The 16,759-nt window shown below is 74.5% G+C and carries 14 protein-coding genes and 1 pseudogene; 6 read left to right on the top strand and 9 right to left on the bottom strand.

What is annotated here, in order from left to right; genetic code table 11:
• Positions 1–22 precede the first annotated feature (22 nt).
• The 4 genes from ACQKQD_RS20745 to thrC form a co-directional block, all read right to left on the bottom strand.
• Positions 23–403, bottom strand: a complete 381-nt coding sequence (locus tag ACQKQD_RS20745; protein WP_020093344.1) for a hypothetical protein — start codon at positions 401–403, stop codon at positions 23–25.
• A gap of 122 nt (positions 404–525) precedes the next feature.
• Positions 526–3,456 carry an EAL domain-containing protein gene (locus tag ACQKQD_RS20740; protein WP_020093345.1) on the bottom strand — a complete coding sequence of 977 codons (2,931 nt, stop codon included), beginning with the start codon at positions 3,454–3,456 and terminating at the stop codon, positions 526–528.
• A gap of 186 nt (positions 3,457–3,642) precedes the next feature.
• A complete protein-coding gene (locus tag ACQKQD_RS20735) occupies positions 3,643–4,938 on the bottom strand; it encodes a M16 family metallopeptidase (protein WP_427509432.1) in 1,296 nt (431 codons plus the stop codon).
• A gap of 88 nt (positions 4,939–5,026) precedes the next feature.
• On the bottom strand, positions 5,027–6,439 hold the full coding sequence (gene thrC, locus ACQKQD_RS20730) for a threonine synthase (protein ID WP_427509431.1): 1,413 nt from the start codon (positions 6,437–6,439) through the stop codon (positions 5,027–5,029).
• A gap of 229 nt (positions 6,440–6,668) precedes the next feature.
• On the opposite strand from thrC, the gene ACQKQD_RS20725 reads away from it, so the two are divergent.
• Positions 6,669–6,998 (top strand): hypothetical protein, encoded by a 330-nt coding sequence (locus ACQKQD_RS20725; RefSeq protein ID WP_107353635.1) that lies wholly within the window; start codon positions 6,669–6,671, stop codon positions 6,996–6,998.
• Positions 6,999–7,066: 68 nt separating this feature from the next.
• Here ACQKQD_RS20725 and ACQKQD_RS20720 read toward each other — a convergent pair whose 3' ends face one another.
• Positions 7,067–7,480: a DUF4864 domain-containing protein gene (locus ACQKQD_RS20720; protein WP_427509430.1), complete on the bottom strand. Its 414-nt coding sequence runs from the start codon at positions 7,478–7,480 to the stop codon at positions 7,067–7,069.
• 430 nt (positions 7,481–7,910) lie between these two features.
• Between ACQKQD_RS20720 and rutA the strand changes: the two genes are divergently transcribed.
• From rutA to rutD, 4 genes are all read left to right on the top strand, one after another.
• Entirely contained in the window at positions 7,911–9,005 is a 1,095-nt protein-coding gene (gene rutA / locus ACQKQD_RS20715; RefSeq protein WP_427509537.1) for a pyrimidine utilization protein A, read from the top strand.
• A gap of 11 nt (positions 9,006–9,016) precedes the next feature.
• Complete coding sequence (gene rutB / locus ACQKQD_RS20710) at positions 9,017–9,814, top strand: pyrimidine utilization protein B (protein WP_427509429.1); 798 nt, start codon at positions 9,017–9,019, stop codon at positions 9,812–9,814.
• 113 nt (positions 9,815–9,927) lie between these two features.
• Positions 9,928–10,314 carry a pyrimidine utilization protein C gene (rutC, locus tag ACQKQD_RS20705; protein WP_100252122.1) on the top strand — a complete coding sequence of 129 codons (387 nt, stop codon included), beginning with the start codon at positions 9,928–9,930 and terminating at the stop codon, positions 10,312–10,314.
• Positions 10,314–11,093: a pyrimidine utilization protein D gene (rutD, locus tag ACQKQD_RS20700; RefSeq protein WP_427509428.1), complete on the top strand. Its 780-nt coding sequence runs from the start codon at positions 10,314–10,316 to the stop codon at positions 11,091–11,093. Before rutC ends, rutD begins: the two co-directional genes overlap by 1 nt.
• 7 nt (positions 11,094–11,100) lie before the next feature.
• On the opposite strand, the gene ACQKQD_RS20695 is transcribed toward rutD, so the two are convergent.
• From ACQKQD_RS20695 to ACQKQD_RS20680, 4 genes are all read right to left on the bottom strand, one after another.
• On the bottom strand, positions 11,101–12,039 hold the full coding sequence (locus ACQKQD_RS20695) for a hypothetical protein (protein WP_427509427.1): 939 nt from the start codon (positions 12,037–12,039) through the stop codon (positions 11,101–11,103).
• Positions 12,040–12,115: 76 nt separating this feature from the next.
• The gene (locus tag ACQKQD_RS20690; protein ID WP_427509426.1) at positions 12,116–13,072 is read right to left on the bottom strand and encodes a glycosyltransferase family 2 protein; all 957 of its coding nucleotides are present in this window, start codon (positions 13,070–13,072) and stop codon (positions 12,116–12,118) included.
• Positions 13,069–14,019, bottom strand: a complete 951-nt coding sequence (locus tag ACQKQD_RS20685) for a rhamnosyltransferase (protein WP_427509425.1) — start codon at positions 14,017–14,019, stop codon at positions 13,069–13,071. The genes ACQKQD_RS20690 and ACQKQD_RS20685 overlap by 4 nt, the downstream gene beginning before the upstream one ends.
• Positions 14,016–14,648, bottom strand: a complete 633-nt coding sequence (locus tag ACQKQD_RS20680) for a PadR family transcriptional regulator (RefSeq protein WP_020093357.1) — start codon at positions 14,646–14,648, stop codon at positions 14,016–14,018. The genes ACQKQD_RS20685 and ACQKQD_RS20680 overlap by 4 nt, the downstream gene beginning before the upstream one ends.
• A gap of 315 nt (positions 14,649–14,963) precedes the next feature.
• On the opposite strand from ACQKQD_RS20680, the pseudogene ACQKQD_RS20675 reads away from it, so the two are divergent.
• Positions 14,964–16,759, top strand: a pseudogene (locus ACQKQD_RS20675) (glycosyltransferase); the annotation flags it as partial.

Genomic DNA, 16,759 nt, shown 5'->3' with positions numbered 1-16,759 from the left:
CCCCGCATGCCCTGGTGACGGATCAGCGGGCGCGGATCAGGAGCGAGTCGACCAGGGCCGCCCAGCGCTCGCGGGTCGCGCGGACATCGTCGGTCGGGGCCGATTCGGTCAGGAGCTGGCGCTGCGCCCGCAGCGACTCGACCTCCTGCCGCTGGGCCCGGAGCACCGCCTTCATCACCTGCAACTCGGTCTCGAGGCGGACGATCGCGTCGGCCTCGGCCAGCGCCTCCGCGTCGTCCGCGGCCTCGTCGGCATAGGCGTCGGCGAACGCGTCGACGCGGCGCGGGTCGCGGAGGGGCATCCGGGTCCGGACCTGCTGCTCCAGCCGGACCGGCCGGGCCATCAGGCGACGCACGAGGTCCGAGCCGCCCGCCTGCTGGTAACGCCGTGCCGCCTCGGCCATCCGACCCATCCCCATCGCGGGCGCTGGAGGGCCCGTCTATCAACAGGAGCTTGATCGGACATGGTTAAGGCGAACTTAAACCGATCCGCGACTTTCGCCGGATCGGGTCCTGGGAGCAGCCCTCAGGCCGCTTCCGGGGCGGCCCCGACGATCTGGCGGGCCTGCAGCATGGTCATCGGCTCGCCGAAGGCCGGGCCGAGGGCGTACTCGCAGCCGAGACCGGCGAGCGCCTGGGCGTCGGCCTCGGACTCGCAGCCCTCCGCCACGATGGCGAGGTTCAGCTCGCTCGCCATGCGCACGATGGAGCGCAGGATCGCGGTCTGCCCGGTGCCGATCTGGCGCACGAAGGTCGCGTCGACCTTGATCGTGTCGAACGGGAAGCGCTGGAGATAGGAGAGGGCCGAGTAGCCGGTGCCGAAATCCGACAGGCACAGGCCGGCGCCGAGGTCGTGGATCCGCGCCAGCATCTGGGCGGCGTATTCCGGGTTCTCCATCACGAGGCTCTCGCTGAATTCCAGCTTGAGCGAGCCGGGCAGGGCGCCGGAGCGGGCCAGCACGGTCTTCACGTCGTGCAGGAGGTCGTGGCGCAGGAGCTGGCGCGAGGACAGGTTGCAGGCCGCGAAGATCGGCGGCTCGACCTCCAGGGAGCGCTGCCACGCCGCGAGCTCCAGGGCGGTGCGCTCCAGGGCGAAGATGCCCAGGTTGACCACGAAGCCGCTCTCCTCGGCGAGCGGCAGGAAGGTCGAGGCGGGGATGCGCCCGAGCTTCGGATGGTCCCAGCGCAGCACGGTCTCGAACCCCGCCACAGTGCGGTCCTCGAGCCGCACCACCGGCAGGAACAGGACCCGCAACTCGTTGCGTTCGATCGCCTTGCGCAGGTCGCTCTCCAGCATCAGCCGGTCGGAGCGGTCGGTGCGCATGTGGGCGCGGAACACCTCGATCCGGTCGCCGCCGTTGCGCTTGGCCTGGATCATGGCGATCTCGGCGCTCTTGAACACCTCGTCGCGCTTCAGGTTGGCGCCGGCCTCGTAGAGCGCGAGGCCGATCGAGACGGTCAGGAAGATCTCGCGGTCGGCGTAGGTGATCGGCGTCGCGATCGCCCGGCGGATCATCTCGGCGAAGGCCAGGATCCGGTCGGGGTCGCGCTCGGAGAGGAGGATCACCGCGAACTCGTCGCCGGCCACCCGGGCCAGCGTGTCCTGCGGGCGCAGCAGGCGGCCGAGCCGGCGCGAGAGGGTCAGCAGGATCGAATCGCCCGCCGACAGGCCGATCGCGTCGTTGATGCCCTTGAACCGGTCGACGTCCAGCACGATCACGGTGGGCTTGAGGCGCTGGTCCTGGCCGGCGAAGGCCAGAGCCGCGTCGAGGCGGTCGCCGAACAATTCGCGGTTCGGCAGGCCGGTCAGGCTGTCGTGCACGGCGTCGTGGAGCAGGCGCTCCTCGGCGGTCTTGATCTCGGTGACGTCCGCGATGGTGCCGACCACCCGGATCACCTCGCCGTCGGCGCCGATCACCGGCCGCGCCTTCAGGCGGTACCAGAAGAACGTGCCGGCCTCCGAGCGCAGGCGGAAATCGTGGACGATGCGGCCGCGCCGCTCCTCGATCACCGTGTCGAGGGCGGCCGAGTAGCGCTCCACGTCGAAGGGGTGGAGCGCGCCCAGCCAGTTGGTGGCCGGCCCCTCCAGGGTGCCGCGGGCGAGGCCGAGCTGGCCCTCGATCTCCGGGCCGACGAAGACCCGGTCGGCGGGCACGTCCCAGTCGAACACCACGTCGCCGGCGCCGGTCAGCGCCAGCGCCCGCCGCTCCGTGTCGGAGACCAGGGTGTGGCTGAGGCCGCCGCCCGCGAAGGCGTGCTGGAGCACCGTGAAGCCGATCAGCATCACGATCAGCACGAGGCCGCCGATCAGGGCCGGCTGCACGAGGTCGCTGCCGATCTGGCCGGTCACCGCGAACCCCGCCGCCGTCACCCAGACGACGAGCAGGAGCCAGGTCGGCACCAGCAGGATCGCCCGGTCGTAGCCGTTATGGGCGGCGAGGTAGACGATCAGCAGCAGGCCGATCCCGGCCACCGCGGCGATCGAGATCCGCGCCACGCCCGCCGCCACCGGCGGGTCGAACACCGCGAGCCCGACGAGGCCCGCCAGGAAGGCGAGCCAGAAGAACGCCACGTGGCTGTAGCGCACGTGCCAGCGGGCGAGGTTGAGATAGGCGAACAGGAAGACCAGCAGCGTCGCCCCGAGCACCGCCTCCGCGGAGGCCCGGTAGACCCGCTCGGCGAGCTCGGTGACCGGGAACACCCGCTGCAGGAAGCCGAAATCGATGCAGGCATAGGCCAGCACCGACCACGCGAGCGCGGCGGCGGCCGGGAAGATGATCGCGCCCTTGACCACGAACACGATGGTCAGGAACAGGGCCAGCAGGCCGCTGATCCCGATGATGATGCCCTTGTAGAGGGTCAGGCCGGCGGTCTTGCGGCGGTAGGCGTCCTGGTCCCAGAGGCGCAGCTGGGGGACGTTGGAGCCGCGCAGCTCGGCCACGTAAGTGACGGTGGCGCCGGGATCGAGCGTGATGGTGAACTGGTCGGCCTCCGGGTTCTCGTCCCGCTCGGGCCGGATGCCCTGGCTCGCCGTGATGGCGGCGATGCGCGAGCCGCCGAGATCGGGCCAGATCACCCCGGAATCGACCAGCCGGAAATGCGGGGCGACCAGGATGCGGTCGATCTGCTCGTCGGTGTCGTTGGTGAGCGCGAACACGATCCAGTCGGGCCGGGCGCCGGCGTCGCGCGCCTTCACGACGATGCGCCGGACGATGCCGTCCTTGCCGGGCGCCGTGGAGATCTGGATCAGGTCGCCGTCGGAGCGGTAGCGCTCGATCGCGGTGGTCAGGTCGATCACCGGCGCGTCGAGGGTGACGCGGACCGCCTCCACCGCCTGGGCGGGCGCGCTCGCGGCGAGCGTGAGCGCGAGGGCACCGACGAGACCGCCGACCAGGGTCAGGAGGAGGGCGAGGATGCGCAAGGGTGTCTTGACTTCCGGCCGTGCGAGCTTCGGCATCGGCCGCCCGGGCGGCCTCGATCGATAGGCGCGGACCTGACCTGGGGCAAGGTCGCCCCGGGGCCGGTCCACCGCCCGCGGATCGCGCCCCTTTGCGGCCAAATCAAGTTGGGCGGGGCGGGGGCCGGCCGTTGCGGGGGGTCTCCGCTCGCAAAGACGGTGGCGCGGCGACCGACCGAAGCTGCCCTACGCCCCCTGGAGCGCGCCCGCGATCCTGTCGAGGGCGGGCAGCTTGCGGATCGGGCCGATCGCCGCCAGCGTCGGCGTGCCCTGCAGCATCGCGGCCGCCGCGGCGCGGACGTCCTCGACCGTGACGGCATCGACCTTGTCGATCACCTCCCCGGCGGGAATCACCCGGCCCCAGGCCAGGATCTGGCGGGCGTTGCGCTCGATGCGCCCGCCCGGCGTCTCCAGGGCCGAGAGCAGCGAGACCTTCAGCTGCGCCTTGGCGCGGGCGATCTCGGTGGCGTCGAGGTCGCGGGCCGCCCGGGCGGTGGCCGCCAGGGTCACGTCGACGAGCTCGGGCAGGTCCGCCCCGGCGGTGCCGGCGCCGATTCCGAACAGGCCGCAATCGGAGAAGGGCCAGTGGAAGGCCTGGATCTCGTAGGCGAGGCCGCGGGTCTCGCGCACCTCCTGCCAGAGCCGCGAGGTCAGGCCGCCGCCCAGCACCTGCGCGAACATGTGGAGCGCGTAGTAGCGGTCGTCCCGGAAGGAGAGGCCCGGCAGGCCGATCACCACGTTGGCCTGCTCGAGCTTGCGCGGCATCCGCCGCTCGCCGCCGCCGTAAACGCCCGGCACCGCCGTGGGGGCGGACTTGGCGGGGAGGGCGCCGAAATGGCGCTCGGCCGCCGCCACGATCGCCTCGTGGGTCACGGCCCCGGCGCCCGCCACGACGATGCGGTCGGGCGTGTATTCCCGGTCGAGATAGGCGCGGATCCCGGCCTCGTCGAAGCTCCGGATCGTCTCGGGCCGCCCGAGGATCGGCCGGCCGACCGGCTGGTCCGGGAAGGCCGCCTCCGTGAAGGCGTCGTAGACCACGTCGTCCGGCGTGTCCTCGACGGCGGCGTATTCCTGCAGGATGACGCCCTTCTCCCGGGCGAGCTCGCCCGCGTCGAACACCGAGTCGGTGAGGATGTCGCCGATCACGTCGAGGGCGAGGCCGGCATCCTCGCCGAGCACCCGGGCGGTGTAGCTGGTGCCCTCCGTGGAGGTGGCGGCGTTGATCTCGCCGCCGACATTCTCGATCTCTTCCGCGATCTTCTGCGCCGACCGGGTGCGGGTGCCCTTGAACGCCATGTGCTCGATGAGGTGGGACAGGCCCGCCTCGTCGGCCCGCTCGTTGCGCGAGCCCGCCCCGACCCAGACGCCGAGGCTCGCGGTGGCGACACCGGGCATCGGCTCGGTCACCACCGTGACGCCGTTTGGAAGCCGCGTGGTGCGCAGGGACGGCGAGGCGGCGTGGGTGGAGAAATGCTGGTTCATCGACGCCTCGTCGCGGAGGGGGCCGGATGCGGCGCGGGTCCCCGCTCCCGCACGGGAGAGGGGGCGCGTCGCGTGACGCGCGCCGGGCTCACGCACCCCTCGTGATGCGGGCGCGCTCGCGGATGAGCGACTCCAGGGCGGCCTGATCGTTGGCGACCCGGGTCAGGCGCTCGGGCCGGTCCATCAGATCGGCGAGGTGCGGGGGCAGGGGCGGGCGCAGGCCGCCGGTCGCCCGGGCGACCGCGTCCGGGAACTTCGCGGGATGCGCGGTGGCGAGCGCCACCACGGGGGTCGCCGGGTCCCGCTCCAGGAGCCGTCGCCCGGCCCGGACGCCGATGGCGCTGTGGGGATCGAGCACCACGCCGGTGGCGGCCTGGGTCAGGGCGATCTCCGCCATGACGTCGGGCTCCGGCACCGCCACGGCGTCGAACTCCGCCCGCACCGTCGCCAGCGCCTCGGGGTTCAGCGAGAACCCGCCGGACTGCTTCAGACCGGCCATCAGCCGCGACAGGGACGCGGCGTCGCGCCCCAGCGCCTCGAACAGCAGCCGCTCGAAGTTCGACGAGATCTGGATGTCCATGGAGGGCGAGGAGGTGGGGACCACGCCGCGCAGCTCGTAGGCGCCGTGCTCCAGGGTCCGCACCAGGATGTCGTTGGCGTTGGTGCCGATCATCAGCCGCTCGACCGGCAGGCCCATCTGCTTGGCGACCCAGCCGGCGAGCACGTCGCCGAAATTGCCGGTCGGCACCGCGAAAGAGACCGGGCGGTGGGGGGAGCCCAGCGCCACGGCGCTGGTGAAGTAGTAGACCGCCTGCGCCGCGACCCGGGCCCAGTTGATCGAGTTGACGCCGGACAGCCGCACCGCGTCGGCGAAATCGGCGTGCTGGAACAGGGCTTTGACGAGGTTCTGGCAATCGTCGAACGTGCCGTCGACGGCCAGCGCGTGGACGTTCTGCGCCGGCACCGAGGTCATCTGCCGCCGCTGCACCTCCGAGACCCGCCCGTGCGGGTAGAGGATGAACACGTCGACCCGGTCGAGGCCGCCGAAGGCCTCCACGGCGGCGGAGCCCGTGTCGCCCGAGGTCGCGCCCACGATGGTGGCGCGGGCGCCGCGCTCGGCCAGGACGTGGTCCATCAGCCGCCCGAGCAGCTGCATCGCCACGTCCTTGAAGGCGAGCGTCGGCCCGTGGAAGAGCTCCAGCAGGAACAGGTTGTCGTCGAGCTGGGTCAGCGGGCAGACCGCCGGGTGGCGGAACGTCGCGTAGGCCGCGTCGATCATCCGGTCGAGGTCCGGCCCGGCGACGTCGCCGTCGATCAGCGGGCGCAGCACCCTTTTGGCGGCCTCCGCGTAGGGCCGGCCCGCCAGGGCGGCGATCTCCGAACGGCCGATCTGCGGCCAGGTCTGCGGCACGTAGAGCCCGCCGTCGCGGGCGAGGCCCGCCAGGAGCGCGTCCGAGAACGAGAGCGGCGCGGCCGCGCCGCGAGTCGAGACGTGGAGCACGGGGTCCTCCGAGGGAAGGCGCCCCCTCTACACGATGCCGGCGGACCTGTCGAAAGCCGAGCGCCGCCGCCCTGGCTGCCGGGCGCGCACGGGGCGGGGCCGGCGGTTTAACCGGGGCTGAACGGGCCGGTTCAGGGCCGGTTGCCCGGCCGCGTCCTAGAGCCGGACCGCCCCGCGGCCCCCGAGCCGCCGAGCCGCCGGGGCGGATCCCGTCTCGGAGAGAGCCGACATGACCCGAATCATCGCCCTCGCGGGCGTCGCGGCACTGCTGTCCGGCACCGTCGCCTTCGCGCAGGCCCCGCCGCCGCCGCCCGGCGGCCCGAGGCCCGGCCCCGAGGCCGGCGCGCCACCCCCGCCCCCCGGCGACCCGCGCCGCGGTCCCGGCCCGGATGGCCCCCCGCCGCCTCCGCCCCCGCCTCCGCCGTCGCGGGCCGCCCACATCGTGCTGGAGCGCGGCGACGCGCGGGTCGACGTGAAGTGCGCCGACGACGACACGACCAGGGCCTGCGCCGACGTCACCCTGCAGATGCTCGAGAAGCTCGGGACGTTCCGGCCCTGAGCTCGGCCTCCGCGCCCGCCGTGCCGGCGGCGGGCGCCCCTCGGGGGCGCGCTCTCCTGCGCGCGTCCTCAGGCGCGCGTGCCGGGCGCCTTGGTGAGGCGGCAGCCGGTGATGCGCCACTGCCCGTCCGCGTCGCGGGCGAGGCTGTACTCGGCCGTCCAGTCGTCGCCGTACTCGTCCTGGATCGCCACAGACTGGACCACGCCCGCCGGGTCCGTGTCCCGCGCCTCGCCGAACACGAAGCTGCGGTGGCGGTAGACCGGACGGTACTGGTTCCGGACCATGCTGATGAACAGGTCGGCATTCGGGAACAGCTCCCGGATCCCGGGCGCGGCCTGCTCGTAGGCGGTCTGCGCGTCGTCGCGGCCGAGCGCCTGCTCCTGCTTGGCGATGACCGCCCGGGCCGCCGCGCGCCCCGCCTCGTCGGCCGCCACCGGCCCCGCGAGGCCGAGGACGAGGAGCAGGGCGGGCCACGCGCGCATCGCTGTCACTCCGGCAAGGTCAGGCAAGGTCCGGCAGGGTCCGGCAGGGTCGGACCGAGATCCGTCATCGTCACGGGAAGATGGTCTTCGCCACGCCCACGACAATGTTTGTGACCCTGCCGACAGTGATCGCCGCACCGTCACCGCATCGTGACCGATCATCGCGCCGCGCGGAAGCGCGGGCCGGCGGGAAGGCGCGGCCGGACGGGAAGCGCGCATGGGTTGGGCAGGCATCGCGCCCTGGTTGTGCAAGTCGCTGGAAAGATAGGCATTTTCGCGCCCGACGGGCGCCGCGGGTTTGACCCTCCGCGGCGGTTTTGCGAGCCTCCGCTTGCCGACTCGGTTCCGGCAGGGAACCGACCGGGCGGAGCGCGGGACGACGATGCAGAGCCACGCGGACGACAGCGCCGATGCCCGTCCGGCCCAGGCCATGAGTGTCGGGGTGTTCATCCCCATCGGCAACAACGGCTGGCTGCTGTCGGAGAACGCCCCGCAGTACCGCCCGAGCTTCGCGCTCAACAAGGCGATCACCCTGAAGGCGGAGGGCTACGGGCTCGACTTCGCCCTGTCGATGATCAAGCTCCGCGGCTTCGGCGGCAAGACCGAGTTCTGGGACCACAACCTCGAATCCTTCACCCTGATGGCGGGGCTCGCCGCCGTCACCACCCGGATCCGGCTGTTCGCCACCGCGGCGACCCTGTGCCTGCCGCCCGCCATCGTGGCGCGCATGGCCGCGACCATCGATTCGATCTCCGACGGGCGCTTCGGCCTGAACCTCGTCACCGGCTGGCAGAAGCCGGAATACGACCAGATGGGCCTGTGGCCGGGCGACGACTACTTTGCCAAACGCTACGACTACCTGGCCGAGTACGCCCAGATCCTGCGCGACCTGTGGGAGACGGGCGCCAGCGACCGCAAGGGCACGTATTTCCAGATGAACGATTGCCGGCTGAGCCCCCGGCCGCAGGCGCCGGTGAAGATCATCTGCGCCGGCCAGAGCGGCGCCGGACTGGCCTTCACGGCGCAGTACGCCGACTACAATTTCTGTCTGGGCAAGGGGCTCAACACGCCGACCGCCTTCGCGCCCGTGGTGGAGACGCTCGCCGAGGCCGGCGCGCGGACCGGGCGGCGGGTGACCGCCTTCGCGCTGTTCATGATCATCGCCAACGAGACCGACGACGCCGCGATGGCGACCTGGGCGCACTACAAGGCGGGCGCGGATGCCGAGGCGATCGCGTGGCTCGGCGTCCAGGGCGCGGCCGACACCAAGTCCGGCAGCGACACCAACGTGCGCCAGCTCGCCGACCCGACCTCGGCGGTGAACCTCAACATGGGCACCCTTGTGGGCAGCTACGCCAGCGTGGCCGCGATGCTCGACGCCGTCATGACCATCGACGGCGTCGAGGGCGTGCTGCTCGTCTTCGACGATTTCCTCAAGGGCCTCGACGATTTCGGGACCCGGATCCAGCCCCTGATGCGGTCGCGCCGGCACGTGACCGCGGCGGCACTGCCCGAGGTCGCCTGATGGACCGCCCGATGGACCGACCGATGGATCGCCAGATGGATCGCCCCGCCGGATTCCGCGACGCCCAGGGCCGGCACGGCGGCGTCGTCCTGCCGGCCCGCCCGGAGCCGATCGCCCTCGATCCCGCGACCACGGTCCTCATCGTGGTGGACGTCCAGAACGCCTACGCGAGCCCGGGCGGCTACCTCGACCGGGCCGGCTTCGACGTCTCGGGCACCGGCCCGGTGATCGCCCGGATCGCCCGGGCGGTGGCGGCGGCGCGATCCGCCGGCATCCCGGTCCTGTGGTTCCAGAACGGCTGGGACCCGGCCTATGTCGAGGCCGGCGGCCCGGGCTCGCCGAACTGGCACAAATCCAACGCGCTCAAGACGATGCGGCGGAATCCTGAAGCGAACGCGCAGCTCCTCGCCAAGGGATCCTGGGACTACGCGCTGGTGGACGCCCTGAGGCCGGAGCCCGGCGACATCGTGATGGGCAAGCCGCGCTACAGCGGCTTCTACAACACGCCCCTCGACAGCACCCTGCGGGCCCGGGGCGTGACCACGCTGGTCTTCACCGGCATCGCCACCAACGTCTGCGTCGAGTCGACGCTGCGGGACGGGTTCCACCGGGAGTATTTCGGGATCGTACTGGCCGACGCCACGCACCAGGCCGGGCCGGAGAGCCTGCAGCACGCGGCGCTCGCCAACATCGAGACCTTCTTCGGCTGGGTCTCGGACGTCGCCGCCTTCGAGGCCGCCCTCGGGGCGTCCTCACACGCCGGGATCGATACATCCGGCGGTACATCCGGCGGCGATCTGGCCGGATAAGTGCATCGCGCGCCCGGCCGGTGACCGGCAGGGTGCGCGAAGACCGCCGCGACGCGGCCTCCCGCGCGGCCTGCCCGGCCCGGCCGACAGGTCGCGCGCGGGAGGCGCAGGGAATGCCCAAGCAGGTCGTGATACCGCCGGGGACCGGCAAGCCGCTGGCCCCCTACGTGCCGGGCACCCTGGCCGACGGGATCCTGTACGTCTCGGGCACGCTGCCGCTCGATGCGGAGGCCAACGTGGTCCATGTCGGCGACGCGGCGGCCCAGACCCGCCACGTGCTGGAGACCATCCGGGGCGTGGTCGAGGCCGCGGGCGGCACCATGGACGACGTCACCTTCAACCACGTCTTCCTGGCGGACTGGGCCGACTACGCGGCGATCAACGCCGTCTACGCCGAGTATTTCCCGGGCGAGAAGCCCGCGCGCTACTGCATCCAGTGCGGCCTCGTGAAGCCCGAGGCCCGCGTGGAGATCGCCGCGATCGCCCATATCGGCCGCTGATGGGCCCGCTCCCCCACGCGGTGGCCGGCCCGGCGGGCGGGCGGCCGGTGCTGCTCTCGCCGGGCCTCGGCGGCGCGGCGGGCTACTTCGCGCCGCAGATGGCGGCCCTGACCGCGCGGTTCCGGGTCGTCACCTACGACCACCGCGGCACCGGGCGCTCGCCCGGCCGGCTCGCGCCGGACCACGACGTTCCCGCCATGGCGCGGGACGCGCTCGGGGTGCTGGACGCGGCCGGGATCGACCGGGCCGACGTGGTCGGCCACGCGCTCGGCGGCCTGATCGCCCTCCAGATGGCGCTGGACGCCCCCGGGCGGGTCGGGCGCCTCGTCGTGATCAACGGCTGGGACGCGATGGACCCGGCCACGCGCCGCTGCTTCGCGGCCCGCCGGGCGATCCTGGCCGGGGGCGGGCCGGAGGCCTACGTGCGGGCCCAGGCGATCTTCCTGTACCCGGCCCCCTGGCTCTCCGCGGAGGCCGACCGGGTCGAAGCCGACGCGGCGCAGGCCCTGGCGCATTTCCCCGGCGCCGAGACCGTGCTGACCCGCATCGCCGCCCTGGAGCGCTTCACCATCGCGGACCATCTCGGGGCGATCGGCCACGAGACCCTGGTCATGGCCGCCCGGGACGACGTGCTGGTGCCCTACACCCGGTCCGAGCGGCTGGCGGCGGCGCTGCCCAAGGCCCGGCTCGCCCTCGCCCCGGAGGGCGGCCACGCCCACAGCGTCACCCGGCCCGAGGCCTTCAACCGGGCGCTCCTGGAGTTCCTGGACCGGGACTGAGCGCCCGCTACGCCCGCAGCGCGATCATCGGCAGCACCACCGCGTCGGGGGCGGCGGCCAGCACCGGGAGCAGGGCCGGCCAGCGCAGGGCCGCCGCGGTGCCGATCCGCCCCCGGGCGAAGGCCAGGATCAGCATCGGCGCCAGCGGCAGCAGGTCCCGGGCCTGCATCCCCCCGAGGCCGCCCGCCGGGGCGAGGGCCTGCGGCAGCACCGCCAGCCAGAGGCCGAGCAGCGCGCAGCCCGAGAGCCACAGCCGCTCCGCGGGCGGGGGCAGGGGGCCGCGCCGCAGCGCGACGGGCGGCACCAGCAGCGCGGCGGCCCAGACCCCGGTGAGGAACCCGGGCAGCGGGACGGGCAGGGACACCAATCCGCCCCCCGCCGCGCCGGGGGGCGGAAGCCCGGGGCTCGCGGCCGGAAGCAGGGCCGGCGGCAGAGCCGGCAGGAGAGCCGGCAGCAGGGCGAGCGCGGCGAGCGGCAGCCGCTCCCGCCAGGCGCGGACGCGTCGCCCCGGGGGCGGGAACGGCACCAGCAGCATCCCCACGAGGGGCGCGCAGGCCGGCCGCGCCAGCACCACCAGGGCGATCGCCAGCGCCGCGCCGGCGCGGCGCGCCGATCCGTGCCGGCCCGTCATCGGCCGGGGGCTGAGCAGCGCGGCCGCGAGCGCCGCCAGCGCCAGGACGGGCCCGTCCGGTCCGGAGGCGGCCGCGAGCGAGGCCGGGAAGCACAGCAGCGCGAACAGCGCGGCCCGGCCCCGGGTCGCCAGGGCCAGGGCAGCGAGCCCCAGGCCCAGGAACGCCGCGATGCCGGCGAGCCGGCCGCAGACGGCGAGGGCGGACGGGGTCTCACCGGTGAGACCGATCCAGGCCAGCGCGAGGCAGGCCGGGAGGCCGAGGCCCAGGAAGGCAAGGGCCCAGAACCGGCCGTCGCCGGTGACAGGCAGTCTCACGGCCGCGTCCGGGTCGATCGGGCGGCCGGCCCCTGCGCGGCGGGCGCGCGGACAGGGCACGGCATCGCCGGCCCGCTCAAGCGGCGGGCCGCGCGCGCGCGGCCCGCAGGAGGTCCGGCACGAGCCCCGGCAGCGCCGCGGCCAGGAGGCCCGCCGCCCGCAGGACCTCCGCGGCCTCCCGGGGGGAGCGGCGGGCGAGGGCCAGGGCGAGCCGCAGGGGCACCTGCGCGCCGAAGCTCGCCGCCGCCAGGGCGAGGGCCGTCGCGGCGCCGTGGTGCTTGCCGGCGTAGAGGATCTGGCTGCGCAGGAAGTAGAACAGCCGCCGCGCCCGCACCTGCCGGGTCGTGCCCTGGCCGACATGGCGGGCGACCGCCCCGGCCACGTGCCGCACCGCGAAGCCCGCCGCCCGGGCCCGTTCGCAGAGGTCGGCATCCTCCCAGTAGACGAAGAAGCGCGGGTCGAACCCGCCGAGGCTCCGGAACAGGTCGCGGCGGATCATCAGGAAGGCGCCCATCACCTGGTCGACGGCGCGGTCCTCCGCGTGGTCCCACTCCAGCAGGAAGTGCGGCCGCACGAGGCCGAGGCGGTCCAGCGCCAGGGCGCGGCCGAGGAGGCCCAGCGCCGAGGGCGCCCGGGCGCAGGAGCGCGCGGTCCGCCCGTCCGGGTCGACGAGCCGCGCGCCCACGATCCCGGTCCGCGGGTCGGCCGCCAGGGCGGCCAGGGCCACGCCGAGCGCGTCGGGCGCGACCTGCGTGTCAGGGTTCAGGAACAGGATCGCGGGGGCGTCGCCGGCGGCGGCGCCCTGGTCGCAGGCCCGGCCGAAGCCGAGATTCGCGGTGTTCTGGATCAGCCGCAGCGGGCGGGGCAGGGCGGCCAGGGTCTCGGTGGAGCCGTCCGTCGAGGCGTTGTCCACCACGGTGACCTGCACGGCCGCGGCGTCCCGCGCGGCCGCGAGGCTCGCGAGGCAGGCGCGCAGCAGGCCGCCGCCGTTCCAGTTGACGATCACGACGTCGAGGGCAGGGCGGTCGGTCACGGCAGGTCCCGGGGCAGGTCCCGGGGCAGGTCCCGGGGCGGCCCGAGGCGCCCGAGGGCGCCGTCGCGCGCGGCCGCGAGGAGCCTGAGCAGCACGGCGGGCCGGAAGCCCGAATCCGCCCAGTACAGCCCGGCCTGGAGCGGCAGGTAGGCGGCCTGGGCGAGTTTCCAGCGCGGCGGCACGTGCGGCAGCCGCCACGCGTAGATCGCGTTGCGCAGGTAGGTCGCCATGCGGAACAGGGGCTGGCGCGGCATCGTGATCCCGAGGGCCCGGATCGTCCCGCCGCCCACGCGGTGCGGGATCGCGACGGCGTCGGCTCGGTAGCAGCCGTAGCCGAGGCTCCAGGCACGGAAGCACCATTCGAGCTCGACCCCGTCGATGAAGAAGTCGCCGCGGAACGGCCCGACCCGCGCGAAGGCGTCGAGGTCGACGAGCGAGCCCGAGGTCGCCAGGAACTGCACGGGAGCGAGGCCGTCGCGTGCCGGCGCGCCGGGACGGGGCGGGTAGGCCGGCGCCTTGTGGCCCGGTGCCGGCGCGGGCGCCGGGCCCACCACCGCCGCCGGGATCCCGGCCTCCCGCAGCCGGTCCCGCGCCGCCAGCAGCGCGGCGGCGAGATCCGCGGGCGGCTCGGCGTCCTGGTCGAGGAGGAGGAGGGTCCCGCCCCCCGCGGCGCGGGCGGCCGCCGCGATCCGGTTGAGCGCCTCGGCGATGCCGAGATTCGTGCCCGCCGACAGCAGGGTCACGCCGGTCCGGGCGAGCTGGTCGGCCGTCCCGGTCGGGAGGCCGCCATTGTCGAAGGCGATCACCGCGGCGTCGCCGGCCGAGGCCAGGGCCCGGACGCGCGCCACCTGGTCCGGCCGCGGCCGGAACAGGGTGATCCCGAGGACGAGGCTGCCGAGCCGCGTCCCGGTGACGGGTCCGGTGACGGGCGCGGGACGGCCCGTCACGCCCGCTCCACCGCGGCGGTCGCCGCCTCCAGGGCCGCCGTGATGGCGGCGGCCTGCTCGGCGCTGAGCGGGCCGCGGGCGAGCCGCATCTGCAGGGCGAGCTTCAGCCCCTCCTTGGCGCGCACGACCGAGGGCGGGGGACCGTCGCCCCGGGCGGCCTCGGCCTCGGCCATCCGGGCGAGGATCGCCTCGAGGGTCGGGCGGTTGCCGTCCAGGAAGGCCTGCCCCTCGGGCGTGATCGCGTGCAGCCGCTTGGTGCCCTCCCCGGGGGTCACCGTGACGTGGCCGAGTTCCTCCAGGAGGGTCAGCGTCGGGTAGACGGTCCCGGGGCTCGGGCTGTAGGCGCCGCCGACCCGCTCCTCGATCGCCTTGATGATCTCGTAGCCGTGGCGCGGCTTCTCGGCGATCAGGTGGAGGATGACGAGGCGCAGGTCGCCGTGGGCGAAGAAGCGCGCGAGGTCGCCGCGGCCGCCGCGGCCGAACATCCGGCGGTCGCCGGGACCGCGACCCGGGTGGCCGTGGGGCCCGTGCCGTCCGCGGGGGTCGCCGCCCATCGGCCCGCGATGGGCGCGGACGCGGAAGGCGTCGAAGGGATCGGCGTGCAGGCCGTCCGAGACATAGGGATGCATGGAGACGACTCAATTTCGATATGACGAATTTTCAGATATATCGAAATACGGTCGACAGCAAGGCCCCTCCGCCGGTCCGCGGCGCGGACGCCGGCGGCGCCCCGCGGTTTACGGATTCGGCCGGTTCCGCTAGTGCGACTTGTGTCCGACAGGACGATCGCTCCCGCGCCGCCTCGCGCCTCCGACGCTGCCCGCCAGCTGCCGCCCATGACCCGATCAGAGCCCCGCGCCTCGACGGCGCCCGCCCGGCGGGCGGCCGATGGATCCCGCGCCCCGTGACGGCCCGCGGCGAACGCCCCTCCGCAGAGTCCTGAGATGCGCCGCGACTCCGACGGGACCGGCCGGATCTCGGCCCTGACGCGGATGCGACGCCGCCTCGGCCGGCTGCGCGACCCGCTGGCCACGCCGGCGGCGCTGCACCGACGCTGGGCGGGCGCGGCGACCGGCGCGGATCTCGAGGCGCGCCTGATCGCCGCCCTGGCCCCGCACTTTGACACGGCGTTCTACGCGAGCTGGTACGGGATCGCGGCCGACCCGGTGCGCGACTACCTCGTCCACGGCTGGCGCGCGGGCCGCGACCCGCGCCCCGACTTCGACTCCGCCGCCTACCTCGCCGCCCATCCCCACCTCGCCCGCGCCGGCATCAACCCGCTCCTGCACGCCCTGGCGCGCCGCCGCGCCGGGCGTGGCGGGGCCGGCGGGGAGGGGGAGGCGGCCACCCTGCCGAAGCCCGACACGGCCGAGGCCCACCGCCTCGCCCGCCGCCTCGTCGACGGCGCCTTCTATCTCGCCGGCAACCCCGACCTCGCCGCCGCCGGCGTCGACCCGGTCGACCACTACATGGCCTCCGGCTGGCGCGAGGGCCGCGAGCCGGCGCCGCAGTTCGACACCCTGGCCTACTGCCTCAGCCGCGGGATCACCTTCGCCACCCGGAACCCGCTGGTCCACTACGTCCTCCACGGCGGACCGGCCCGCCCCGACCCGGAGGCCGCGCTCGCGCTGCGGATCGAGACGCTCGCCCCCTACTTCGACGCCGCCCATTACCGGCGGCGCCTGCCCGGACCGCAGGCCGAGGCGCTGGCCGATGCCTCGGACACGGAGTTGCTGCGCCACTACGTGGCGGAGGGCTGGCGGGCGCGGATCGGCCCGCGGCCGGACTTCGACCCGGCCGGCTACGTGCAGGCGCGGGCCGGCAGCCGGGCGGTCGCGGACGACCCGTTCTTCCGCTACGTCGCCGAGACCCGGCTGACGGGGGCCGAGCCGTTCGCGGGGCCGCACCGGCTGAACCTGCCGGCGGTGGACGCGGCGTGGTACCGGGCGACCTACCCGGACGTGGGCGGGCGCGAGCCGTTCCTGCACTTCGCCGAGGCGGGCTGGCGGGAGCTGCGCGATCCCGGGCCAGGGCGCTCGACGCTGGCGGCGCTGCTGCGGGTCTGCGGGCTGCGGCCGGCGCGGGCGCCGGTCGAGGACACGGCCTGGCTCGGGGCGATCGGGCGGGAGCCCCCCGACCGAGGCGCGCTCCTGGACCTGCAGGCGCGGCTGGTGGCGGGGCATTTCGACCACGGCTTCTACCGGGCGCGCTACGGGCTGTCCGAGGCGGAGGACGCGGTGCGCGACTACTGCGACACCGGCTGGCGCGCGGGCCGCAACCCCAGGCCCGACTTCGACGGGCAGGCCTACGCCGACGCGCATCCCGGGATGCGCGAGACGGGCCTCGCGCCCCTCGTCCACCGCCTCGCCACGGCGCTGATGCACGGCACCGACATCGCGGCCGGTGCCTTCCACCCCCGCTACGGCACGCCGGATTCGCGGGAGGCGGCGCTGGCCGACGAGGCCCGGACGGTCGCGCCGTTCTTCGACGCCGCCTTCTACGCCCAGCGCAACCCCGACGCCGCCGGGGCCCCCGGCGGGCCGCTCGCCCACTTCGTCGCCTACGGGCAGCACGAGGGCCGGGACCCGAGCAAGGCCTTCTCGATCGCGTTCTACCGGGAGACCTACGGGCACCTGCTGGGTCCCGGGGAGTCGCCGTTCCTGCACTACGTGCGCACCGGCCGGGCCGCCGGGCTGATGGCCTGCCCCGAGGATCTCGGCACCTACCCGCCCATGGAGGC

Origin of the sequence: Methylobacterium sp. NPDC080182, assembly GCF_050281105.1 — a bacterium.
Taxonomy (GTDB): domain Bacteria; phylum Pseudomonadota; class Alphaproteobacteria; order Rhizobiales; family Beijerinckiaceae; genus Methylobacterium.
The sequence above is the reverse complement of the archived record's forward strand: the minus strand, read 5'-3'. Positions and strand labels throughout refer to the sequence as shown.